The 20,962-nt window shown below is 64.2% G+C and carries 21 protein-coding genes; 12 read left to right on the plus strand and 9 right to left on the minus strand.

All coding sequences use genetic code 11. The features are described 5' to 3' along the window. Nucleotides 1-112: 112 nt before the first annotated feature. The gene (locus tag NKJ80_RS23955) at nucleotides 113-574 is read right to left on the minus strand and encodes a GNAT family N-acetyltransferase (protein ID WP_023687114.1); all 462 of its coding nucleotides are present in this window, start codon (nucleotides 572-574) and stop codon (nucleotides 113-115) included. Between the two features lie 176 nt (nucleotides 575-750). Between NKJ80_RS23955 and NKJ80_RS23960 the strand changes: the two genes are divergently transcribed. After that, complete coding sequence (locus tag NKJ80_RS23960) at nucleotides 751-1,695, plus strand: glycine--tRNA ligase subunit alpha (RefSeq protein WP_023687115.1); 945 nt, start codon at nucleotides 751-753, stop codon at nucleotides 1,693-1,695. A 3-nt stretch (nucleotides 1,696-1,698) separates the two neighbouring features. On the opposite strand, the gene NKJ80_RS23965 is transcribed toward NKJ80_RS23960, so the two are convergent. After that, nucleotides 1,699-1,869: a hypothetical protein gene (locus tag NKJ80_RS23965; protein ID WP_023702047.1), complete on the minus strand. Its 171-nt coding sequence runs from the start codon at nucleotides 1,867-1,869 to the stop codon at nucleotides 1,699-1,701. A 223-nt stretch (nucleotides 1,870-2,092) separates the two neighbouring features. On the opposite strand from NKJ80_RS23965, the gene NKJ80_RS23970 reads away from it, so the two are divergent. Together NKJ80_RS23970 and glyS are read left to right on the plus strand one after the other, a co-directional pair. Further along, on the plus strand, nucleotides 2,093-2,494 hold the full coding sequence (locus NKJ80_RS23970; RefSeq protein WP_023692101.1) for an endonuclease domain-containing protein: 402 nt from the start codon (nucleotides 2,093-2,095) through the stop codon (nucleotides 2,492-2,494). 68 nt (nucleotides 2,495-2,562) lie between these two features. Beyond that, on the plus strand, nucleotides 2,563-4,914 hold the full coding sequence (gene glyS / locus NKJ80_RS23975) for a glycine--tRNA ligase subunit beta (RefSeq protein WP_352498419.1): 2,352 nt from the start codon (nucleotides 2,563-2,565) through the stop codon (nucleotides 4,912-4,914). A 99-nt stretch (nucleotides 4,915-5,013) separates the two neighbouring features. Here the strand turns inward: glyS and NKJ80_RS23980 are convergent, their stop codons facing one another. Next, nucleotides 5,014-5,403, minus strand: a complete 390-nt coding sequence (locus NKJ80_RS23980) for a hypothetical protein (protein ID WP_023754087.1) — start codon at nucleotides 5,401-5,403, stop codon at nucleotides 5,014-5,016. 159 nt (nucleotides 5,404-5,562) lie between these two features. Beyond that, the gene (locus NKJ80_RS23985) at nucleotides 5,563-6,021 is read right to left on the minus strand and encodes a hypothetical protein (protein ID WP_352498420.1); all 459 of its coding nucleotides are present in this window, start codon (nucleotides 6,019-6,021) and stop codon (nucleotides 5,563-5,565) included. 372 nt (nucleotides 6,022-6,393) lie between these two features. On the opposite strand from NKJ80_RS23985, the gene NKJ80_RS23990 reads away from it, so the two are divergent. The 3 genes from NKJ80_RS23990 to NKJ80_RS24000 all read left to right on the plus strand — a co-directional run bounded on the left by NKJ80_RS23990 (nucleotide 6,394) and on the right by NKJ80_RS24000 (nucleotide 9,559). Next, on the plus strand, nucleotides 6,394-7,359 hold the full coding sequence (locus NKJ80_RS23990; RefSeq protein WP_352498421.1) for an L-threonylcarbamoyladenylate synthase: 966 nt from the start codon (nucleotides 6,394-6,396) through the stop codon (nucleotides 7,357-7,359). Nucleotides 7,360-7,377: 18 nt separating this feature from the next. Beyond that, the gene (locus NKJ80_RS23995; RefSeq protein ID WP_352498422.1) at nucleotides 7,378-8,808 is read left to right on the plus strand and encodes an FAD-binding oxidoreductase; all 1,431 of its coding nucleotides are present in this window, start codon (nucleotides 7,378-7,380) and stop codon (nucleotides 8,806-8,808) included. 184 nt (nucleotides 8,809-8,992) lie between these two features. Then, complete coding sequence (locus NKJ80_RS24000; protein WP_352498423.1) at nucleotides 8,993-9,559, plus strand: DUF6101 family protein; 567 nt, start codon at nucleotides 8,993-8,995, stop codon at nucleotides 9,557-9,559. Between the two features lie 173 nt (nucleotides 9,560-9,732). On the opposite strand, the gene ubiA is transcribed toward NKJ80_RS24000, so the two are convergent. Continuing rightward, complete coding sequence (gene ubiA, locus NKJ80_RS24005) at nucleotides 9,733-10,716, minus strand: 4-hydroxybenzoate octaprenyltransferase (RefSeq protein ID WP_023692096.1); 984 nt, start codon at nucleotides 10,714-10,716, stop codon at nucleotides 9,733-9,735. Between the two features lie 51 nt (nucleotides 10,717-10,767). Continuing rightward, nucleotides 10,768-11,679 carry a LysR family transcriptional regulator gene (locus NKJ80_RS24010; RefSeq protein ID WP_023687123.1) on the minus strand — a complete coding sequence of 304 codons (912 nt, stop codon included), beginning with the start codon at nucleotides 11,677-11,679 and terminating at the stop codon, nucleotides 10,768-10,770. Between the two features lie 91 nt (nucleotides 11,680-11,770). Here NKJ80_RS24010 and NKJ80_RS24015 point away from each other — a divergent pair, with 91 nt between their 5' ends. Further along, on the plus strand, nucleotides 11,771-12,565 hold the full coding sequence (locus tag NKJ80_RS24015) for a phytanoyl-CoA dioxygenase family protein (RefSeq protein ID WP_023706642.1): 795 nt from the start codon (nucleotides 11,771-11,773) through the stop codon (nucleotides 12,563-12,565). A 133-nt stretch (nucleotides 12,566-12,698) separates the two neighbouring features. After that, nucleotides 12,699-13,985 carry a phosphoribosylamine--glycine ligase gene (purD, locus tag NKJ80_RS24020; protein WP_023735585.1) on the plus strand — a complete coding sequence of 429 codons (1,287 nt, stop codon included), beginning with the start codon at nucleotides 12,699-12,701 and terminating at the stop codon, nucleotides 13,983-13,985. Between the two features lie 3 nt (nucleotides 13,986-13,988). Here the strand turns inward: purD and NKJ80_RS24025 are convergent, their stop codons facing one another. After that, nucleotides 13,989-15,101 (minus strand): glycoside hydrolase family 25 protein, encoded by a 1,113-nt coding sequence (locus NKJ80_RS24025; protein ID WP_023806746.1) that lies wholly within the window; start codon nucleotides 15,099-15,101, stop codon nucleotides 13,989-13,991. Nucleotides 15,102-15,549: 448 nt separating this feature from the next. On the opposite strand from NKJ80_RS24025, the gene NKJ80_RS24030 reads away from it, so the two are divergent. Both NKJ80_RS24030 and NKJ80_RS24035 read left to right on the plus strand, forming a co-directional pair. Further along, complete coding sequence (locus NKJ80_RS24030) at nucleotides 15,550-17,319, plus strand: acyl-CoA dehydrogenase family protein (protein WP_286456335.1); 1,770 nt, start codon at nucleotides 15,550-15,552, stop codon at nucleotides 17,317-17,319. A 31-nt stretch (nucleotides 17,320-17,350) separates the two neighbouring features. Next, nucleotides 17,351-18,103, plus strand: a complete 753-nt coding sequence (locus NKJ80_RS24035) for a crotonase/enoyl-CoA hydratase family protein (protein WP_023738480.1) — start codon at nucleotides 17,351-17,353, stop codon at nucleotides 18,101-18,103. A gap of 8 nt (nucleotides 18,104-18,111) precedes the next feature. Here the strand turns inward: NKJ80_RS24035 and pdxH are convergent, their stop codons facing one another. Next, nucleotides 18,112-18,741 carry a pyridoxamine 5'-phosphate oxidase gene (gene pdxH, locus NKJ80_RS24040; RefSeq protein WP_081725434.1) on the minus strand — a complete coding sequence of 210 codons (630 nt, stop codon included), beginning with the start codon at nucleotides 18,739-18,741 and terminating at the stop codon, nucleotides 18,112-18,114. Nucleotides 18,742-18,769: 28 nt separating this feature from the next. Between pdxH and NKJ80_RS24045 the strand changes: the two genes are divergently transcribed. Together NKJ80_RS24045 and NKJ80_RS24050 are read left to right on the plus strand one after the other, a co-directional pair. Then, complete coding sequence (locus NKJ80_RS24045; protein WP_023698503.1) at nucleotides 18,770-19,231, plus strand: RT0821/Lpp0805 family surface protein; 462 nt, start codon at nucleotides 18,770-18,772, stop codon at nucleotides 19,229-19,231. A gap of 124 nt (nucleotides 19,232-19,355) precedes the next feature. Then, nucleotides 19,356-20,285, plus strand: a complete 930-nt coding sequence (locus tag NKJ80_RS24050) for a DnaJ C-terminal domain-containing protein (RefSeq protein ID WP_023702031.1) — start codon at nucleotides 19,356-19,358, stop codon at nucleotides 20,283-20,285. A 19-nt stretch (nucleotides 20,286-20,304) separates the two neighbouring features. Here NKJ80_RS24050 and NKJ80_RS24055 read toward each other — a convergent pair whose 3' ends face one another. Next, entirely contained in the window at nucleotides 20,305-20,940 is a 636-nt protein-coding gene (locus tag NKJ80_RS24055; RefSeq protein ID WP_023692089.1) for a TetR/AcrR family transcriptional regulator, read from the minus strand. Between the last annotated feature and the right edge of the window lie 22 nt (nucleotides 20,941-20,962).

Raw genomic sequence — 20,962 nt, forward strand, 5'->3', positions numbered from 1 at the left:
CGTTCGGAATTGCGACAGAAACAAAGAGATAGAGACGCCCTATCGCGATCGTCATTCTATGGCGGAGCAAGGAGCGAAGCGACGCGACCCAGACCCAGCGTTGGCGCTCATTCTAGAACAGCTTTCGGTAGACGACGAACCCCGAGAGATCGCCGATCTTGTCGTAGAGCTTCATCGCCGTGTGGTTGGTTTCGTGTGTCAGCCAGTAGACGCGGCTGGAGCCTGCGGTTTGCGCCCTGGTATAGACGTCTTCGATCAGTGCCCGGCCGACGCCCTTGCCGCGCGACGCCTCATTGGTGAAGAGATCCTGCAGATAGCAGTTCGGCGAAATCGCCGTCGTGGTGCGGTGGTAGAGATAGTGGACAAGGCCGAGAAGCTTGCCTTCGCTCTCGGCGACCAGCGCATGCATCGGCTCATAGGCATCGAAGAAGCGCGACCATGTCATTGCAGTGATGTCACCGGGCAAGGCGGTCTCGCCCGAGCGGCCGTAAAACGCATTGTAGCCGTCCCACAGCGGCAGCCATTGCTCGTAATCCTCTCGGGTGACGGGGCGTACGGTGAACTGGCCTTGCATGGCTGAACCTTTGTCGTTGAAGCTGGGCGAGCAAACGGCCACCGGCACCGTCCGGCAATGGGCCAGTCCGAAGCAAAGCGTTCAACCTCTCATCAAGGCGGCGATGGGCGCTGCCTTGACGCCTACCGGCCCGGCAACTAGGGAATGGCATCATTTCAGCGCTTTCCGAGGCCGCCGTGACGTCAGACAGTCCAGCCCATATGCATCCCAGCCGCTCGTTCCAGGGGCTGATCCTGACCCTGCACAATTACTGGGCCGCCTATGGCTGCGTCATCCTGCAGCCTTACGACATGGAAGTCGGCGCCGGCACCTTCCATCCGGCCACCACGCTGCGCGCGCTCGGGCCCAAGGGCTGGAACGCTGCCTATGTCCAGCCCTCGCGAAGGCCGAAAGACGGCCGCTACGGCGAAAACCCCAACCGGCTGCAGCATTATTACCAGTACCAGGTGATCCTGAAGCCCAACCCGCCGAACCTGCAGGAGCTCTATCTCGGCTCGCTCAAGGCGATCGGCGTCGATCCGTTGCTGCACGACATTCGCTTCGTCGAGGACGACTGGGCAAGCCCGACGCTTGGCGCCTGGGGGCTCGGCTGGGAGTGCTGGTGCGACGGCATGGAAGTGTCGCAGTTCACCTATTTCCAGCAGGTCTGCGGCATCGAATGCGCGCCGGTGGCGGGAGAACTGACCTACGGCCTGGAGCGGCTGGCCATGTATGTGCAGGGCGTCGACAATGTCTACGACCTCAACTTCAACGGCCGAGAAGGCGCCGAAAAAGTCACCTATGGCGATGTCTTCCTGCAGGCCGAGCAGGAATATTCCAGGCACAATTTCGAATATGCCAACACCGCCATGCTGCTCAGGCATTTCGAGGACGCCGAAGCCGAATGCAAGGCGCTGCTCGCGGCCGGCGCCCCGGCTTCGAACGACAATCTGCCGATGCACCGCATGGTCTTCCCGGCCTATGACCAGTGCATCAAGGCCAGCCACGTCTTCAACCTGCTCGACGCGCGCGGCGTGATTTCGGTGACCGAGCGGCAGAGCTACATCCTGCGGGTGCGCAATCTGGCGAAAGCCTGCGGCGAGGCATTTTTGCAGACCCAGGCCGGCGGGCTCGCCGCCTGAGGCTCACTTCATCATTTCGGGGGAAATGTTGATTGGCGCCGAGAACTGGCCAGACGATCCCGCCATGGTCCGCATAGCCTGCCGCACACCCGGCATCGAGAAGGCGCCATGCACCTGCGCGGCGAAACAGGCGCTGAGCGCGATGATCTGGAGAAGTCTCGATGCCGTTTTCATGGTCGTTCAGCCAATAGGTCCCTGCCTGAGCGTTGGTCGCTTCAGCGCTGCGTTTGGTTCATGGAAATCTTTGATCAAAGGACGGGCGGGCTGGTTGCGGCCCGACAGGGGGGGTCAAAATTCCTGGAAACAGCGGTCAGCCGAGTTGCCATGCCCTCTTACCTCCCCCTAGATGGGGGAGGTCGCCGCGAAGCGGCGGGTGGGGGTGACAGCGCGACGTTCCATGCCAAAACTCGATCGATTCAAGCTGCAGTCTGCGCAAAGGCTTCGCGCGGCGATGACCGACGAGGAACGCATCCTGTGGCGGCATCTGTGGCGCATTCCAGTAGAAGGCACTCATTTTCGCAGGCAGGCGTCGGTAGGCGTTTACTTCCCTGATTTCATCTCCCACCGGCTGAAGCTGATCATTGAGGTGGACGGTGCCCATCACAGCTTCGATGACCAGCTGCGCCATGACGAGCGTCGAACGAAATGGTTCGAGAGCCAAGGCTACCGCGTCATTCGCTTCTGGAACCATGAAATCAAAAACGAACTGGATTCCGTGCTCGATACGATCTATGCGGCGGTGGAAGAACGAAAATCACACCTGCGTTTGCGCGATGGTGCCGAAGGTATCGGCGGCTGAGAGGTCGCCACCCCACCCCGGCGCTACGCGCCGACCCTCCCCATCAAGGGGAGAGTGGGAGCTTAACCATGCCAGACCTGCTCTTAGAACTTCGCTCCGAGGAAATCCCCGCCCGTATGCAGCGCAAGGCGGCGGGCGATCTCAGGAAGATGCTGACCGACGGTCTGGTCGAGGCGGGTCTGACCTATGACGCCGCGCGCGAATACTGGACGCCGCGGCGCCTGGCGCTCGATGTCAGGGGCCTGACCGCGCGCTCGAAGGATATCCACGAGGAGATCAAGGGGCCGTCGACGACGGCGCCGGAACAGGCGGTGCAGGGCTTTCTGCGCAAGGCAGGTCTTGCCTCGGCTGCCGAGGCGCATGTCCATTCCGATCCGAAGAAGGGAGATTTCTACGTCGCCCATATTTCGAAGCCGGGCAGGGCGGCGGAAGAAATCATCGCCGAACTGGTGCCGGCCATCATTCGCGGCTTCCCCTGGCCGACATCGATGCGCTGGGGGCCGGCTTCGGCCAAGCCCGGTTCGCCGCGCTGGGTGCGGCCGCTGCAGACGATTCTGTGCACCTTCGGCCCGGAGACCGAGGAGCCGGTGGTGGTCGATTTCGAGATCGATGGCATCCGCTCGGGCAATATCACCTACGGCCATCGTTTCATGGCGCCGGGAGAAATCACCGTGCGCCGCTTCGACGATTACGTGACCAAGCTGGAAGCGGCCAAGGTCGTGCTCGATGGCGACCGGCGCAAGGAGATCATCCTTGCCGACGCCCGCAACCTCGCCTTCGCCAACGGGCTCGATCTGGTCGAGGACGAAGGGCTGCTGGAAGAAGTGTCGGGCCTGGTCGAATGGCCGGTGGTGCTGATGGGCGAATTCGAGCAGGCCTTTCTTGCCATTCCGCCAGAAGTGGTCCGGCTGACCATCCGCGCCAATCAGAAATGCTTTGTCACCCGGCCGCAGGGCGACGGCGAAAACCTTTCCAACCGCTTCATCCTCACCGCCAACATCGAGGCGAAGGATGGCGGCAAGGAGATCGCGCACGGCAACGGCAAGGTGGTGCGCGCGCGCCTGTCGGATGCGCTGTACTTCTGGCGGACCGACCAGGGCGATCTGCCCGATCTGGGAGAGCTCGAGGCATCGGCAAAAAAGTTCGGGCTCGATCTGAAAAAGCCGCTCGACCAGCGCATGGCCCGCCTCGACCATCTCAACGTCACCTTCCACGCCAAGCTCGGCACGCAAGGCGAGCGGGTGCAGCGGATCAAGCGGCTGGCGGAGGAACTGGCGCCAACAGTGGCGCAGTCAATCTCCCCCCTTGAGGGGGAGATGGCCGGCAGGCCAGAGGGGGTCGCTTCGGCTGCCGCGACGCCGCCCGGTCTCTCGAAGAAAGAGGGAGTTGGCGCTCCACGCGAGACGACCCCCTCTGTCGCCTTCGGCGACATCTCCCCCTCAAGGGGGGAGATTACCGCGCTCGCCGGCCGTGCCTCCGTGCTGGCCAAGGCCGATCTCACGACCGAAGCAGTGGGTGAGTTTCCCGAACTGCAAGGCGCCATGGGGCGCAGATATGCGCTGCTGCAGGGCGAGCATCCGTCGGTCGCATCCGCCATTGAGGAGCACTACAAGCCGCAAGGTCCGTCTGATCGCGTGCCGACCGATCCGGTGTCGATTGCCGTCGCGCTGGCCGACAAGCTCGACACGCTGATCGGCTTCTGGGCAATAGATGAAAAGCCGACGGGATCAAAAGACCCCTATGCGCTGCGCCGGGCGGCGTTGGGCGTGGTTAGAATATTGATTGAGAATCGTATCCGGTTGGCGCTGACACCCATCTTTGGGAGCGCTTACGAGTGGGCGAACTATCTCGATAAGAATGCTGCTTCAACGCTGGAAGTGAGGGCGGAGCAGATTTATCGCTCCGACCTCCTCGCCTTCTTCCACGATCGCCTGAAGGTCTATCTCCGCGACCAGGGCGCCCGCCATGATCTCATCGACGCGGTGATCACTCCGCAGTCGGACGACCTCCTGCAGATCGTCCGCCGCGTCGAAGCGTTGGGCTCCTTCCTCGACACCGAGAATGGCAAGAACCTGCTCGCCGGCACCAAGCGCGCGGCCAACATTCTGGCCGCCGAGGAGAAGAGGAAAACGCTCGTCGCCGAGACTGTTGAGCCGGCGCTGTTTCGCGAGGAGGCCGAGAAATCGCTGTTTGCAGCGGTGAATCAGGCGGAGAGAGAAGCCGGCGAAGCGATTCAAAACGAAGACTTTTCCGCCGCCATGCTGGCGCTTAGCGTGTTGCGTGAACCGGTTGATTCATTCTTTGAACGCGTTCTCGTGAATGATGAGGACCAGGCCGTGCGCGCCAACCGCCTGGCGCTGCTGGCTCGCATCCGCACGGCCACCGATCAGGTCGCGGATTTTTCCAGGATAGCTGGCTAAAGGGCAGATAAGCCCGAAGACGGGGCGTTCACACGTCTTGTCCGGAACAACGTGTCAGTCTCGAGGCTGACTCCGTCAGTCCTCCCGAGGTTGACGAAGTCAATCCTCCAAAATGCTGACATGCACGCTGTCTGAATAGACGTCGACCTGGATCAGCGGCTCGCCATTGACGATGGCGTTCCGTGTCGAGGAGCTCATCGCGCCACTGCGCTTCAGCATGCGTTCCAGATACGCGCGATCATCGTTGCTGCGGAACCAGTCATCGCCCTGGTCGTCGGCATCGCGCCGGTGGAACTTGTGCCAGTTGGCGCGGTCCTGCCGCACCATCTGTGCTGCGCTGCTCAGCTCATAGCCGTCGCTGGCATGGTGGTCGCGATCGGAAATGCGCGCGACGTAGGACCCTAGCTCGTCACCGGCCTGCGCGCCGCCGACACCTATAGGTGACGCCAGCAACAGGCCGGCAATAGTCAAAGATTTCGTCATGTTCATGATAACCCCTCGCTCTCCTAGAACCCGGCGCGCTCATGCCAAACCCGATTGGCGAAATTGGGGCCGCCGCCGCCAAGCCGATCCTGCGCCGGGGCGTCGATCGGCGTCAAGCGGCATGGATCGGCCGACTGTCTTGGCCGACTGTTTTGGCTGAATGGCCTACTCGGCTTTGCCGACGCCCTCGATCGGCTGCTGCGGTGTTGCTGCCGGCTGCGGCGCTGCCGGTTGCGACTCGGGCTTGCCGTTCGATGCCGTTGCAGTTCCGGCTGGTGCGGTCTCTGCCGTCGGCTCAGTTGCCGGCGCCGCGGCGCTCGCCCTGGTCGGAGCCGGCGCGGCGAAGGCGCCGCCGACGATGCCGCCGCGAATGATCATCGGGTCCTGGCCGTGCCTAGGCTTTTGGGGGATCGCCGCGACCTCTTCATAAGTCACATCGGGCTGGGCATCGCCGAGCGCGACGATCGATGGCGTCGAGGCGGTCCTGACCGGTTCGGATCCGCCAACCTTGATGACCGATGGCGTCGAGGTCGAGACGCCGAGAAAGACGATCGACGAGGCGTGCGCCCCACCGGTCATCGCCGCCAGGGTGAAACCAAGCGCTCCAAGCACACGCATCGACATCGAAACCGTCCCCTTGCCCGACAAGCCGCCAGCCCTAACCGCAAATAGCCTTAACCCCAGTGGATTGATGCCGGCTTGCAGGGAAACGTAGCATTTTAGGCATTGATAATTCGCCAACGCCGGCTTGCCCGAAAACCACTGCCGTATTAGAGCAATTCCAGGAAAAGTGAGTAGCGGTTTTCCGTCCGGAATTGCGCAAAAACAAATACTTAGAGCGTTTCAGCGAACCGCTGAACCGCTCTAATGCATGTCGCTCAAAAGTGGCCCCGGTTTTGAGAGAACGACATGCATCAAAACAAAGACCTAAAGCGCGTCGCATGAATCCGGTTCAGCGCGACGCGCTTTAGGTCCGGTGCCTGTGAGGTGAAGCGAGTGGCTGAGATACTATCCGTCGGCGCAGCGATGGAGCAGGCGTTGGCGCTGCTCGAGGGCGGCGACGTCGTCGCTATCCCGACGGAGACCGTCTATGGACTGGCCAGCGACGCGACCAATGGCGTCGGCGTCGCCCGCATCTTCGAAGCCAAGGGCCGGCCGCGCTTCAACCCGCTGATCGCCCATGTCGCCGATCTCGCGATGGCCGAGCGCATTGCGATCTTCGACCCGCTGTCGAAGCGGCTGGCCGAGGCGTTCTGGCCGGGGCCGCTGACGCTGGTGCTGCCGCTCCGACCCGGCAACGGCATCCATCCGCTGGTCACCGCCGGGCTCGATACGATCGCGCTGCGCATGCCGAGGGGCTTCGGCGGAGAGCTGATCGCCAGGCTCGGCCGGCCGCTGGCCGCGCCCAGCGCGAACTCTTCGGGCAAGATAAGCGCGACGACGGCGCAAGCCGTGGCGGCCGATCTCGGCGCCAAAATCCGGCTGGTGGTCGATGGCGGCGCCACCCCGGTCGGGCTGGAATCGACCATCGTCAAGGTCGAAGGCAACAGCGTGCGGCTGCTGAGGCCAGGCGGCATCGCTGCCGCCGATATCGAGGCCGTCACCGGCATCAAGCTGCAGCGCGGCGCGACAGCCGGCATCGAGGCGCCAGGCATGCTGGCGTCGCATTACGCGCCGGGCGCCGGGGTGCGGCTCAATGCGCAAAGCGTGGGCGCGGGCGAGGCTTTGCTGGCCTTTGGCGAGCAGCGCGCGGAAGGCTGGCAAGCGGCCGCGGCCTTGCGCAACCTGTCCGCATCGGGCGATTTGCGCGAAGCCGCAAGCAATCTGTTCGCGTATCTGCAGGAACTCGACCGCAGCGGCGCGGCGACGATCGCCGTCGAGCCGATCCCGTTCGATGGGCTCGGCGAGGCGATCAACGATCGGCTGTTTCGTGCCGCTGCCCCCCGTGACAAGCTCGACTGAGCGCCATAGTTTGCGCCCATGAACGACTCCCCCTTCGATCTCGACCCCGCTCTCATCGCCCGCTTCGCGGCAATCGTCGGCGACAAATTTGCGCTGCGCGACCAGGCCGATATTGCGCCGTATCTTACCGAGCGGCGCGGCCTATGGCACGGCAGGACCGCCTTGGTGTTGCGTCCCGGCAGCGTCGACGAGGTCAGCCGGATCATGCGCCTGGCGAGCGAGACGGGAACGCCGGTCGTGCCGCAAAGCGGCAACACCGGGCTGGTCGGCGCCCAGGTGCCTGACGCATCCGGCCGCGAGATCGTGCTTTCTTTGTCGCGGCTGAACCGCATTCGCGAGATCGACGTCTTCTCCAACACGGTAACCGTCGAGGCCGGCGTTATCCTGCAGACGCTGCAGGAAGCGGCCGATGCCGCCGACCGGCTGTTTCCGCTGTCGCTCGCCGCGCAAGGGTCCTGCCAGATCGGCGGCAATCTCTCGTCCAATGCCGGCGGCACCGGCGTGCTTGCCTATGGCAATGCGCGCGAACTCTGCCTCGGCGTCGAAGTGGTGCTGCCGACTGGCGAGGTCTTCGACGATCTGCGCAAATTGAAGAAGGACAACACCGGCTACGATCTGAAGAACCTGTTCGTCGGCGCCGAAGGCACGCTCGGCATCATCACCGCAGCGGTGCTGAAACTGTTTCCCAAGCCCAAGGGGCGCGAAGTGGCCTTTGCCGGCCTGTCGTCGCCGGAAGCAGCGCTTTCGCTGTTCAGCCTGGCGATGGACCGGGCAGGGGCGGCACTCACCGCCTTCGAGCTGATCGGCCAGCGTCCGTATGATTTCACGCTGCGCCATGCGCAGGGCGTCACGCGGCCGCTGGTGCAGCGTTGGCCATGGTATGTGCTGATGCAGGTGTCGTCGGGCCGTTCGGCCGAGGACGCCAGGGGGCTGATCGAAGAAGTGCTGTCGGCAGGCCTCGAACAAGGCATCGTCGGCGACGCGGTGATCGCGGCAAGCCTGGCGCAGGGCGACGCTTTCTGGAATTTCCGCGAGGTGCTGCCGGATTCGCAAAAGCCCGAAGGCGCGTCGATCAAGCACGATATTTCGGTGCCGGTGGCATCCATCCCGGCGTTTATCGAAAAGGCGGCCGGTGCAGTGGCTTCGGTCAGTCCGCAGGCGCGCGTGGTCTGCTTCGGTCATATGGGCGACGGCAATCTGCACTACAACATCTCCCGGCCGGAGGGCGGTGACGACGAAGCGTTTCTCGGCCTCTACCACGCCATGAACCATGCCGTGCACGATGTCGTGCGCTCCTTCCACGGTTCGATCTCGGCCGAGCATGGCATCGGCCAGTTGAAGCGCGACGAGCTGATCGCCACCGCGCCGCCCATGGCGATCGAGCTGATGCGCCGGGTGAAGGCCGTCTTCGATCCGGCCGGCATCATGAATCCCGGTAAGGTTATCTGATCCTTTCAACATTTTGTGGCTGGTCTCATTCCGATAACCATCGCCTGAGATCAGCAAAATTTAACTGACTTTCTTAAGCCGGGCGGCAGAAGCTCGCGCTAATGTTTCACACAACGAGGCCGGGAAAACTGGCCCGGTGGGATCCGTGAAAGCGGCTCTCAGGAGAAACACAGGAAGGCAGCAGATGAACAGTGTATTGAAGCCCGTCTGGGCCGGGCGCAACATGCGCCTCGACCCATTCCGCCTGCCGCAAGTGGTGAGCTATGCCACGCGCGACGACTATGGCGACGTTACCTTCACCATCGACCAGCGCGGCGCCGTCATCCGCCGCACGCTCGAGATGAGCGGCGTGCCGGCGATCATCGCGCTGCCCGCCAACGCGTTTCGCGGCGTCGCCGCCCGCGCGATGGAGGATCCGGAAGGCAATGTCACGGTAACCCTGGAACTCCTACACAACGACCCGATGCTGTCGGTGCCGCTGCTGGTGGCCGACGATCTCGAAGACGTCGCCGCCGACTGGCGCGCCTGGGCCGATGCCTATCGGCTGCAGATGCTTTTGATCGAATCCGACGGAATTGCCCGCACGCTTGAGGAATCGCTGGGCGCCGCCATCAAGGCGCTGCCGGCCAAGGATCGCCGCAAAGGCCGGGTCTCGACCACGCGCCGCCCGCGCTTCCTCGCCCGCCGCAGGGCCGGCAATCTCGGGCTGAGGCTGGTGATCGACGGCCAGGAGATTATTTCGAGAGAATAGAGCGCTCTTCTCCTTCCCCCCTTGTGGGGGAAGGTGGATTGCCGCGAAGCGGCAAGACGGATGAGGGGTGTTCCAGGGAACGCCAACGCCTAACTCCGCTGGAGCACCCCTCATCCGTCTCGGCGCTGCGCGTCGATCCACCTTCTCCCACAAGGGGAGAAGGAAGAGGGAGCCTACACCAGCGGCTTTAGCGCCACCCACAGCGCACCGCCGATCAGGCCGATGAAGATCAACCAGCCGACCTGGTTGTTGGATTTGAACAGCCGCAGGCATTGATCGGGATCGTCGATATCCAGAACCGCTATCTGCCGCGCCATATGGGCGCCGGCGGCGATCAGCCCGGCCAGCGCCACCACCGGCGCCTGCGCCGAGGCGAAGGCGATTGCGAAGCAGACCAGCGTGCCGCCATAAAGCCCGACCAGCCAGGTCTTGGTGTTGTCGCCGAACAGCCGCGCCGTCGAGCGCACGCCGACGATGGCGTCGTCTTCCTTGTCCTGATGTGCATAGATGGTGTCGTAGCCGATCACCCACAGGATCGAGCCGATATAGAGCATGACGGCCGGGCCATCGAGATCGCCGAACTCGACCGCCCAGCCCATCAGCGCACCCCAGGAGAAGGCGAGCCCGAGCACCAATTGCGGCCAGTTGGTGAAGCGCTTCATGAAGGGATAGACGGCAACGATGACCAGCGAGACGATGCCGAGCGGAATGGCGAAGTCGTTGAACTGCAACAGCACGACCAGCCCCAGCAACGCCTGGATGACCAGGAATATCCAGGCTTGGCGGCGCGTCACCTTGCCGGCCGGCAATGGCCGTGAGCGCGTGCGCTCGACCTTGTTGTCGATGTCCTGGTCGACAATGTCGTTATAGGTGCAGCCGGCGCCACGCATGGCGACGGCGCCGACAAAGAACAGGAACAGGAACCACGGCGACGGCAGTAATGTCAGCAACGGGTCTGCCGGGCGGGGATAGGCGCTGGCCGCAAGCGCTGCCGACCACCAGCAGGGCCACAGCAGCAATTGCCAGCCGATCGGCCGGTCCCAGCGCGCAAGCTGCGCGTAAGGCCACAGCCAGCGCGGCAATATCTTGTAGACCCAATGGCCGCTCGGCGCGTCGGCGACGCGGCCCTGTGCGGCTTTCGACTGGATGGTTTCCATCGTGCTGGAGTGGCAGCAGCGGCGTGCCCCGTCAAGCGGCCGCATTGTCGCTCAGGCGGTGAAAATATCGTGGCTGGCAAACCATTCCTTCGCCACCTCCGTGAAGGCCAGCGCCGCCTTCGACAGCCTTTGCCTTGTGTCATGGGTGAGGATGATGCGCTGCATAGGCAGCGGATCGGACAGCGGCTTGCAGACCAGCGGCAGCCCGTCATAACTCCTGTCGCCATAAGGCCTGGTGTAGCTCACCGCGACGCCGAAGCCGTTGGCGACCATGCTGCGCTGCAGTTCGAACGAACTCGCCGTCGATTGCGAGACCGGCGACAGGCCGCGGCTGAGGAACAGGTCCAGCATATGCTGCCAGCTGTGCGGCTGGTCGGTGGTGATCAAGGGATGGGTCGCCAGCTCCGCCAGGCTGACACTGGCCTGGCTGGCCAGCGCGTGGCCTTGCGGCAGAAGCGCGTGTGGCCGCAGCTCATGCAGCAGGATGCGGGCGAAGTGCGAGGGCAGGCCGAGATCGTAGGTCAGGCCGAGATCGATTGCCGCATCGCCGAGCCGCCGGCCGAGCGTCTCGAAGGTCTCGTCGCGGACCACCACGGTGACCGCCGGGCAGCGTTGCGAAAAAGCGCGGATCAGCGCCGGCGCGAAATAGGGCGCCAGATCCTCGAAACAGCCGAGCACAAGTTCGCCCCCGACATCGGCGTCGCGCGTCCCGAGCCCAACCAGTTCGTCCGCTTCGGCCAGCACCTGCTTTGCCTTCGCCACCGCGCTGCGGCCGAACGAGGTCAGCGCGATGCCGCTGCCGCGCTGGCGCACGAACAGTTTCTGGCCGAGCGTCGCTTCGACATTGTCGATCGCCACCGAGATCGAGGGCTGCGAGACGTTCAGCATCCGGGCGGCCACGGTGACGCTGCCGTGACGGGCAACAGTGACGAGGTAGCGCAACTGGGTGAGGGTCAGGTTCATAGAGTAAAGCTATAAGGGAGATGAGAAGTTATTATTTTACGCGATGTGCGGCGGCTGCGATAGTCGGTCATCGAAACAGGGAAGACATGAGATGGCCGCCAGACATATTGATGCCGCAGCGATTGCCGACTACCAGCGCGACGGCGCGGTCTGCATACGCGGCGCCTTCAAGGACTGGGTCGGCACCATCGCCGCCGGCATCGAGCGCAACATGCAAAACCGCAGCGCCACGGCCTCGGACATCGCCAACGGCAAGGGCAGCTTCTTCGACGATTACTGCAATTGGGAGCGCATTCCCGAATTCGTCGACGTGGTGCGCAATTCCCCGGCCGCGGAACTCGCGGCAGCGGCGATGCAGTCGCGCAGCGCCCAGTTCTTCCACGACCATGTGCTGGTCAAGGAACCGGGCACGCAAAAGCCGACGCCTTGGCACCAGGACATCCCGTATTACTTCGTCGATGGCACCCAGACCGTCAGCTTCTGGATTCCGATCGATCCGGTCAAGGAAGCGACGCTGCGGCTGATCGCCGGCTCGCACAAATGGGACAAGATGATCCTGCCGGTGCGCTGGCTCGATGACAGCAATTTCTATGCCGGCGAGGGCGATTATCTGCCCGTGCCGGATCCAGACAAGGACCCGTCGCTGAAGGTGCTCGAATGGGAGATGGAGCCGGGCGACGCCATCCTGTTCGACTTCCGCACCGCGCATGGTGCGCGCGGCAATCCGACCGCGGCGCGTCGCCGGGCGCTGTCGCTGCGCTGGGTCGGCGACGATGCGCGCTATGTCGAGCGCCCCGGCCGTACCTCGCCGCCCTATCCCGGCCATGACATGAAGCCCGGCCAGAAACTGCGCGAGGACTGGTTCCCGGTCGTCTTCCAGAGCTGATACCGGCCGGGGACGCCGTGCTCTCGGCGCGACGTTCCCGTGCGCAACCGGTATGGCGCAAGGTAAAACTCTTGACCCGCGCCGCCCGGGGCAATAGCGCAGTCCCTGTCGTGAAATGACAAGGGACATCGGCATGCGCGTTTTGTTGATCGGCTCCGGCGGCCGTGAACATGCCCTGGCCTGGAAGATCGCGGCCTCGCCGCTTTTGACCAGGCTCTATGCCGCGCCCGGCAATCCGGGCATCGCCCACGAGGCCGAACTGGTCAAGCTCGACATCGCCGACCGTGCCGCTGTTGCCAGCTTCTGCCAGGACAACGCGATCGATCTCGTCGTCGTCGGGCCGGAAGGGCCGCTGGTCGCCGGCATTGCCGACGATCTGCGTGAGCAGGGCATCCGCGTCTTCGGCCCGTCGAAGCGGGCAGCGCGGCTCGAAGGCTCGAAAGGTTTTACCAAGGACCTTTGCGCCAAATACGGCATCCCGACCGCCGCCTATGGCCGCTTCACCGATCTTGCCTCGGCGAAAGCCTATGTCGAAAAGGTCGGCGCGCCGATCGTCATCAAGGCCGACGGGCTTGCCGCCGGCAAGGGCGTCACCATCGCCATGACGCTGGACGAGGCGCGCGCCGCCCTCGATGCTTGTTTCGACGGCGCATTCGGTGACGCCGGCGCTGAGGTAGTAGTCGAGGAATTCATGACCGGCGAGGAGGCGAGTTTCTTCTGCCTGTGCGACGGCACGACCGCACTTCCCTTTGGCACCGCGCAGGACCACAAGCGCGTCGGCGATGGCGATACCGGCCCCAACACCGGCGGCATGGGCGCCTATTCGCCGGCGCCGGTGATGAGCCCCGAAATGGTCGAGCGCACCATGCGCGAGATCGTCGAGCCGACCATGCGCGGCATGGCCGAGCTTGGCGCGCCGTTCGCCGGTATTCTGTTTGCCGGGCTGATGATCACCGACAAGGGGCCGAAGCTGATCGAATACAACACCCGCTTCGGCGATCCCGAGTGTCAGGTGCTGATGATGCGGCTGAAGGACGATCTGCTAGTGCTGCTCAACGCCGCCGTCGACGGCCAGTTGGCGCACAGTTCGATCCGCTGGCGCGACGATGCCGCGCTGACCGTGGTGATGGCGGCGCAGGGCTATCCCGGGACGCCGGAAAAAGGCTCGGTCATTCGGGGTCTCGACGAAGCCGCTGGCGAAGGCGTTGAGATTTTCCATGCCGGCACTGCCATCAATGGCGGCGCGCTGGTCGCCAATGGCGGCCGCGTGCTCAACGTCACGGCATCAGGCAAGACGGTGGGCGAAGCGCAAAGCCGCGCTTACGCCGCGCTCGACCGTATCGACTGGCCGCAAGGCTTCTGCCGCCGCGACATAGGCTGGCAGGCGGTGGCGCGGGAAAAGGCCAGCGCCGCCACATAAGCCTCAGCGCTCGCGAACCAGTTCCGTCGAAGCGGTGCTGACCGGGTCGGCGGCCTGCGAGAAGGCGGCCTCGAGCAGAGCCTCCGAACGATACGTGGTCCGCTTCCAGGCGACATACTCGGCAATGCCGAAGCGCGCGCGGCGCGGCACCGTCTTGACCACCGGCATGCGGAAGGCGGCGCGGAATGTCTGCCAGCGCGCGCCGAGCACCGCCACCATTTCCTCGACCGTCGGTGGCGTCGCCACATCGGCGTATGTGATGGTGACTTTGCCGGCGAGCCCGGCCGCGCGCGACACCGGCACCGGTATCGAGGCGAGGTAGTCGGGCGGCACGTCGATCAGGCCGCCGAAGGGCCATTGCTGGCGCAGTGCCGCCGCGTCCATCGGCGCGACGTTGACGTCGATGTCGTTGGGCGTGCCGGCGACGCGGTAGGGGCAGCGCAGGCGCCCGCAATTGGCCTGCGCCGAGAACTGCCACAGCGCATAGCCCTGCCAGTTGCCCATCGGAAAATGCACGTCGATGTCGGGCTTGTAGCGCGCATACCAGAGCGGCAGCCGCGACAGCAGACGGTATTGGTAGCGGTTGTCGGCGATGTACTGGGCGGTCTTGCCGTTGGTGTAGAGGATCGGGAAACGGCCGAGCCGCCGGTGCACCTGGCGCACGAATTCCTCGGCATCCTCGAGCGACATCCATTGCGAGGGGTCGTTGCCTTCGAGATCGAGGGCGAGCAGATCGTCAGGGGCTGGCTCGGCGAAATCGATGAAACTGTTGGCCTGCTCGAGCGGATTGCCGGGGCGGGCAAGATGATACGCGCCCCATCTCAGGCCGAGCGCCTTGGCCACCACCTTGCGCGTCTGAAACAGCTCGCGCGTCACCGCAAAGCGTTTCCACAATGTCTTGCAGAGTTTGACCGTAGGCTCGTCGCCGTAGCAGAAATAGGGCGGCGGCAGCCCGTCGGAGGCCTTGTTGATGAAGCCGACAATGCGCTTGTCGGTGGCAAGCTGCGCCCAGTCGATGGAATTGTATTCATAGGCGTCGACCACCAGCGCGCGGTCGCCATCCCGCCAAGGCTCGGAAAAGTCCGAGGCTGTAGCCGCTGACGTCAGCGCCATCATCGCCGCGAGAGCGATCGCTGAGCGGCGAAGAAGATGCGCCGGCGTTTTCAAACAGGGGATCCCCGCTGACCAAACACCGATGGTGGACCGGTATGGTTAAGGAAGTGCTTTCGGGCAGGAGTCCTGTCGCTCTCGCGATTTCGTCATTCTATGGCGAAGCAAGGAGCGAAGCGACGCGGCGCGGACCATAGTATGCATTCCGCGACTTCGAAGCGCTGCCACGGCGCGGAATTCTGCACCGTTGCGCCCCTAGCGCGAGGTCGCGACATGGTACTCGGCGTCCGCTACGCTCCCGCTCCACCTGTGGACGACGAAGTTCGATGAAAATCCGCGTGACAAAGTTTGACGTTTACGTAAAAAGAAGGTCGGAGGCCGCCCAGAGGCGGATGGTTTTGCATCGGCCCGGGTCCTAGGATCGAGCGGCCGGAGCAGCGGAGGAGAAAGCGGCATGTACAAGGCCCCGGTCGGCGACATTTCGTTCACGCTCAAGCATGTCGCCGGGCTCAAGCCGGCGCTCGACCGCGGCACGTTCGGGGACCTCGGCGAAGACCTTGTCGACGCCATCCTGTCCGAGGCCGGCCGCTTCGCCAGCGAGGAAGTGGCGCCGCTCTACAAGATCGGCGACCAGCATGGCGCGGTGCTGAAGGATGCGACCGTGACCACGCCGCCCGGCTGGAAGGCGCTTTACCGCAGCTGGATCGACGGCGGCTGGAACGCGCTGTCGGGACCGGAAGAATTCGGTGGCCAGGGCCTGCCGACCATGGTCGGCGTTGCCGCGCTCGAAATGTGGAACTCCGCCGCCATGGCCTTTGGCATCGGCCCGACGCTGACCATGGGCGCGGTCGAGGCGCTCGACAAGCATGCTTCCGAAGCGCTGAAGGCAAAGTATCTGGCAAAGCTCGTCTCCGGCGAGTGGATGGGGACGATGAACCTGACCGAGTCGCAGGCCGGTTCCGATCTCGCCGCCTTGCGCAGTCGCGCCGAGCCTGCCGGCGACGGCACCTACCGCATCTTCGGCCAGAAAATCTTCATCACCTATGGCGAGCATGATTTCACCGACAACATCATCCATCTGGTGTTGGCGCGGCTGCCCGACGCACCGGCCGGCACGCGCGGCATCTCGCTGTTTTTGGTGCCGAAATTCCTGGTCAATGATGACGGCTCGCTCGGCGCCCGCAACGACGTCTTCTGTTCCGGCCTCGAGCACAAGCTCGGCATCCATGCCTCGCCGACTTGCACCATGATCTATGGCGACGGGTTCCAGGGTGCTGCGCCCGGCGCCATCGGTTGGCTGATCGGCGAGGAGAACAAGGGGCTCGCCTGCATGTTCACCATGATGAACAACGCGAGGCTTTGCGTCGGCATGCAGGGCGTGGCAGTGGCCGAAGCCGCGACGCAGAAGGCGATCGCCTATGCCAATGAGCGCCGCCAGGGCAAGGCATCGGACTTTTCAGGCGCCGGGATGGCGCCGATCGTCCATCACCCCGACGTGCAGCGCAATCTCTTGACCATGAAGGCTTTGACCCAGATCGCCCGCGCCATCTCGTATTCCTGCGCCTATGCCATCGACTTCGCGCGTGTGTCGACAGGCGAGGAGGCCGCGCATTGGCGCGATCGCGCCAATCTGCTGACGCCGCTGGCCAAGGCCTTTTCCACCGATATCGGCGTCGATGTCGCATCGCTCGGCGTCCAGGTCCACGGCGGCATGGGCTTCATCGAGGAGACGGGCGCGGCCGCGCTCTATCGCGACGCCCGCATTGCGCCGATCTATGAAGGCACCAACGGCATCCAGGCGATCGACCTTGTAGCCCGCAAATTGCCGCTTGGCGGCGGCGAGCATGTGCATGGCTATATCGCCGAACTGAAGGCCATCGCCGACGAGGTGCGGACCTCGAACCTGCAGGGCTTCGGCCGCACCGCCGAAGCGCTTGACCAGGCGTTCGACGATCTCACCGAGGCGACGCGCTTCCTGCAGAAGCTGCTGGCCGACGGCCGTCTGGACGAAGCGCAAGCCGGTGCGACCCCCTATCTCAGGCTGATCTCGCTTGCTGCCGGCGGCGCTTATCTGGCGCGTGGCGGACTTGCCCAGCAGAGCCGCATCGCCCTTTGCCGCTTTTTCGCCGAAAACCTGCTCGGCGAAGTCAGCGCCTTGAAGGAACGCGTCATCGATGGCGCCGAGAGCCTCGCTACCGCCGGCAAGGCGCTGATAACGGCCTGAATACCAGAGCGCTCACCAGGGAAGAATGACCGTGACAGACCATATTCTCGTCGAGCGCCAGGGCGCCATCCAGATCATCCGCATGAACCGTCCCGACAAGAAGAACGCACTGACGCGCGCCATGTACGCGACAATGTCCAAGGCGCTGGCCGATGGCGATGCCGACCCGGCGGTTCGCGTCCATGTCTTCCTCGGTGTGCCTGGCGCCTTCTCTTCCGGCAACGATCTCGCCGATTTCCTGGTCATCGCCACCGGCGGTGAGGGCGGCAACGAGGTCTGGGACTTCCTGATGGCGCTGGCCAAAACGGAGAAGCCGATGGTCTCCGGCGTCGACGGCATTGCGGTCGGCATCGGCACCACGCTCAATTTGCATTGCGACCTGACTTTCGCCACGCCGCGCACGGTGTTCCGCACACCCTTCGTCGACCTCGGCCTGGTGCCGGAGGCGGGCTCCAGCCTGCTGGCGCCGCTCATCCTCGGCAGGCAGGGCGCCTTTGCGCTGCTTGGACTCGGCGAAGGTTTTTCCGCCGAACGCGCCAAGGCCGCCGGCCTGATCTATGAGGTGGTCGAGGAGGACGGGCTAGAAGCCGCGGCACTCGCCGCGGCCGGCGCGATCGCCGCCAAGCCGCCGCAGGCGCTGAAGATCGCTCGTGACCTGATGCGCGCCCCGCGCGACGAGCTTGTCGCCCGCATCAAGGTGGAGAGCGAGCGTTTCTCCGAGCGGCTGAAGTCCGACGAAGCGCGCGCCGCGTTGACGGCCTTCATGACGCGCAAGAAGGCCTGAACTTATCCTCAGGGATAAAGCCGTGTCTTGTCCCAGCCGCCTTCGGCGTTGCGCGAAAAGACCAGCCGATCGTGCAGCCGGAATGGCCGGTCGTGCCAGAACTCGATCGCCTGCGGCACGATGCGGAAGCCCGACCAGTGCTTTGGCCGCGGGATTTCGCCGATAGGGTAGCGCGCCGTGTATTCGGCCACCGCCTTCTCCAGGGCAAAGCGGCTTTCCAGCGGCCGCGACTGTTTCGAAGCCCATGCGCCGATCCGGCTGCCGCGCGGCCGCGTCGCGTAATAGGCGTCGGCTTCAGCGTCGCTGACGATCTCCACCGGACCGCGTATGCGCACCTGGCGGCGCAGCGATTTCCAGTGGAAGCACATCGCCGCCTTCATGCTGCCAAGAATCTCGCGGCCCTTGGCGCTCTCGAAATTCGTGTAGAAGACAAAGCCGCTTTCATCGAAACCCTTGAGCAGCACCATCCGCACATCCGGCATGCCGTCGGCATCGACGGTTGCAAGTGCTACGCCGTTGGCGTCGTTGATTTCGCTTTTCTTGGCGTCCTCCAGCCACTCGGCAAAGAGCCGGAACGGCTCGGCGGCTTCGGTAAAGTCACTACTTGTTAACTCAGTGTCACTCATAGTTTTTCTCAAATTGTCTCGAGCTTCAGGAGGTTGCCGATTGTCGCGTATCGCGCAAGCTTTTGACAGCGGGCAATGGAGCGTTATCGCTTCGGCCAGTTCGAAAGCCGTGATCGTGATTATCGCACTGCCGCTTGCCGCCTGCGGCGCCGGCGGCTTCAGCCTGGAAAAGGCCGAGGTCGATCGTTCCATCGTCACCTCAAGCGCGCCGGCCAGGGTGACATCGACGGACGCCGACAGCGCTTCCGACCAGACCACGATCGGCAATGCGGTGTCTTCGGCCGACATCGAGGAGCTTCGCGGCCAGGCCGTGCCGTGGGCGAATGCCGACACCGGCTCGCGCGGCTCCATCACCGAACTCGCCGAAGTGCAGGACAACGGCCAAGACTGCCGCAGCTTTACCGCCTCGCGCGAAAGCTTCGACGGCGTCGCTTTGTTCAAGGGCCAATTGTGCATCGCCGCGGCCGGCGGCTGGCACATGCAGGACTTCAAACCGCTCTGATTTTCCAGGGTTTGCGGGCGCCGCAATTTCAGCCTCGATAAGCCTGCGCGCCACTGGAATTTCTTCCTATGGGAGCGCATATAAGGGCCAACGTGGATTTAACTCATTTTCCAGGGCAGGACGCATGCGCGACCCCTATGAGGTGCTGGGCGTTGCCAAGAACGCATCGGCCAAGGACATAAAATCGGCCTACCGCAAGCTCGCCAAAAAGTATCATCCGGACCAGAATCCGAATGATCCCAAGGCCAAGGACCGTTTTGCCGCCGCCAATCAGGCCTATGAGGTCGTCGGCGACGAGAAGAACCGTGCGGCCTTCGACCGCGGCGAGATCGACGCCGACGGCAAGCCGAAATTCCAGGGCTTCGAGGGCGCAGCCGGCGGCGGCGATCCGTTCGGTGGCTTCCGCCGCCAGCAGGGCGCCGGCGGCCCGCGCTTCGAATTCCGATCCGGGCGTCCGGGCGGCGATCCGTTCGACGGCAACAGCGATATCTTCAGCCAGATCTTCGGCGACGCCTTTTCAGGCGCGCGTGGCGCCGGAACAGGCGACCGCCGCCAGCAGGCGACCGCCGCCGATCTCAACGTCACGCTCGACGTCACCATCGAGGAGATAGCGACCGCAGAAAAGGTGACGGCGATGTTCCCCGACGGCCGCAAGATTGCGGTCAAGCTGCCGGTCTATGTCGAGGACGGACAGACCATCCGGCTGAAGGGCCAGGGCGAGCAGGGGCCGGGACAGCCGGGCGATGCGCTGGTCAAGATCCGTATCCGCAGGCACCCGCGCTACCGCATCGAGGGCCGTGACCTGCATGCCGATCTGGAGGTAGCGTTGGCCGACGCGGTGCTGGGCGCCAAGGTGCCGGTCGACACGCCGACCGGCAGGCTGGCGGTCAACATTCCGGCCTGGTCGAGCTCCGATAAGGTGCTGCGCCTGAAGGGCAGGGGCTTGCCGGAAAAGGCGGGTGGCCATGGCGATCTCTACGCCCATGTCCGCATCATGCTGCCGGAAGGCGGCGACAGCGAACTCGAAGCGCTGATGCGCAGCCGCAAAGGCTGACGCGGCTGGACTTGTCTGGCTAGCTGCCGGGCGCTGCTTCCTCCATCCGCCGGATGGTTTCGCCGAAGCGGCGCAACGCCTGCCGCACCGGGACATGCGGGCTCTCGATCTCAAGCAGGATCATCGTCTCGCTGCCGAGGAATGCGGCGCTGACCAGGCTGGTCACTTCGGCGGCGGAGAATGGCCCGAGGCCGCCGAACCGCCGCTCCGCCTCTTGCGCCAGTCCGTCCAGCAGTTCGAACCAGCCGCGCAGGTCGCGGCGCACCGCCTTGGCGATCTCGGGGCTCGACAGGCTTGCCGCGATCATCTCGTGCAGGATCCGGACATAGCCGGACGCCAGATCATCGTCGAGGAAATCGCAAGCGCGCTCCCAGCGTTGCCACAGCGGCATAGGTGCCGCAAAAGTCTCCGCCTGGCGCTTCAGCAGGCCCTCGTTCAGATGGTCGAGCAGGGCCAGGAACAGCCGTTCCTTGGAGCCGAAATGGTAATGGATCTGGCTGAGCGGAACGCCGGCGATCTCGGCAACGCGGCGCGTCGACAGATCGGCATAACCGCCTCGATGGAGGCATAACTCGGCAGCCGAAATCAGTTCGGCGCGCGTGTCGCGCTTTTGCTTGTTCTGCGGCGGGGTAACGGCTTCGGCAGCGTCCGTCATGCGGCGTGGCTGCCGCTGGTAG

Origin of the sequence: Mesorhizobium sp. M0030, assembly GCF_040323695.1 — a bacterium.
Classification (GTDB): Bacteria; Pseudomonadota; Alphaproteobacteria; order Rhizobiales; family Rhizobiaceae; genus Mesorhizobium.

What these genes read in the sequence shown, in the direction of transcription:
- NKJ80_RS23955 (WP_023687114.1), bottom strand. Translation starts at nt 574, where the DNA reads ATGCAAGGCCAGTTCACCGTACGCCCCGTCACCCGAGAGGATTACGAG.
- NKJ80_RS23965 (WP_023702047.1), bottom strand. Translation starts at nt 1,869, where the DNA reads ATGAAAACGGCATCGAGACTTCTCCAGATCATCGCGCTCAGCGCCTGT.
- NKJ80_RS23970 (WP_023692101.1), top strand. Translation starts at nt 2,093, where the DNA reads ATGCCAAAACTCGATCGATTCAAGCTGCAGTCTGCGCAAAGGCTTCGC.
- glyS (WP_352498419.1), top strand. Translation starts at nt 2,563, where the DNA reads ATGCCAGACCTGCTCTTAGAACTTCGCTCCGAGGAAATCCCCGCCCGT.
- NKJ80_RS23980 (WP_023754087.1), bottom strand. Translation starts at nt 5,403, where the DNA reads ATGAACATGACGAAATCTTTGACTATTGCCGGCCTGTTGCTGGCGTCA.
- NKJ80_RS23985 (WP_352498420.1), bottom strand. Translation starts at nt 6,021, where the DNA reads ATGTCGATGCGTGTGCTTGGAGCGCTTGGTTTCACCCTGGCGGCGATG.
- NKJ80_RS23995 (WP_352498422.1), top strand. Translation starts at nt 7,378, where the DNA reads ATGAACGACTCCCCCTTCGATCTCGACCCCGCTCTCATCGCCCGCTTC.
- NKJ80_RS24000 (WP_352498423.1), top strand. Translation starts at nt 8,993, where the DNA reads ATGAACAGTGTATTGAAGCCCGTCTGGGCCGGGCGCAACATGCGCCTC.
- ubiA (WP_023692096.1), bottom strand. Translation starts at nt 10,716, where the DNA reads ATGGAAACCATCCAGTCGAAAGCCGCACAGGGCCGCGTCGCCGACGCG.
- NKJ80_RS24010 (WP_023687123.1), bottom strand. Translation starts at nt 11,679, where the DNA reads ATGAACCTGACCCTCACCCAGTTGCGCTACCTCGTCACTGTTGCCCGT.
- NKJ80_RS24015 (WP_023706642.1), top strand. Translation starts at nt 11,771, where the DNA reads ATGGCCGCCAGACATATTGATGCCGCAGCGATTGCCGACTACCAGCGC.
- purD (WP_023735585.1), top strand. Translation starts at nt 12,699, where the DNA reads ATGCGCGTTTTGTTGATCGGCTCCGGCGGCCGTGAACATGCCCTGGCC.
- NKJ80_RS24025 (WP_023806746.1), bottom strand. Translation starts at nt 15,101, where the DNA reads ATGATGGCGCTGACGTCAGCGGCTACAGCCTCGGACTTTTCCGAGCCT.
- NKJ80_RS24030 (WP_286456335.1), top strand. Translation starts at nt 15,550, where the DNA reads ATGTACAAGGCCCCGGTCGGCGACATTTCGTTCACGCTCAAGCATGTC.
- NKJ80_RS24050 (WP_023702031.1), top strand. Translation starts at nt 19,356, where the DNA reads ATGCGCGACCCCTATGAGGTGCTGGGCGTTGCCAAGAACGCATCGGCC.
- NKJ80_RS24055 (WP_023692089.1), bottom strand. Translation starts at nt 20,940, where the DNA reads ATGACGGACGCTGCCGAAGCCGTTACCCCGCCGCAGAACAAGCAAAAG.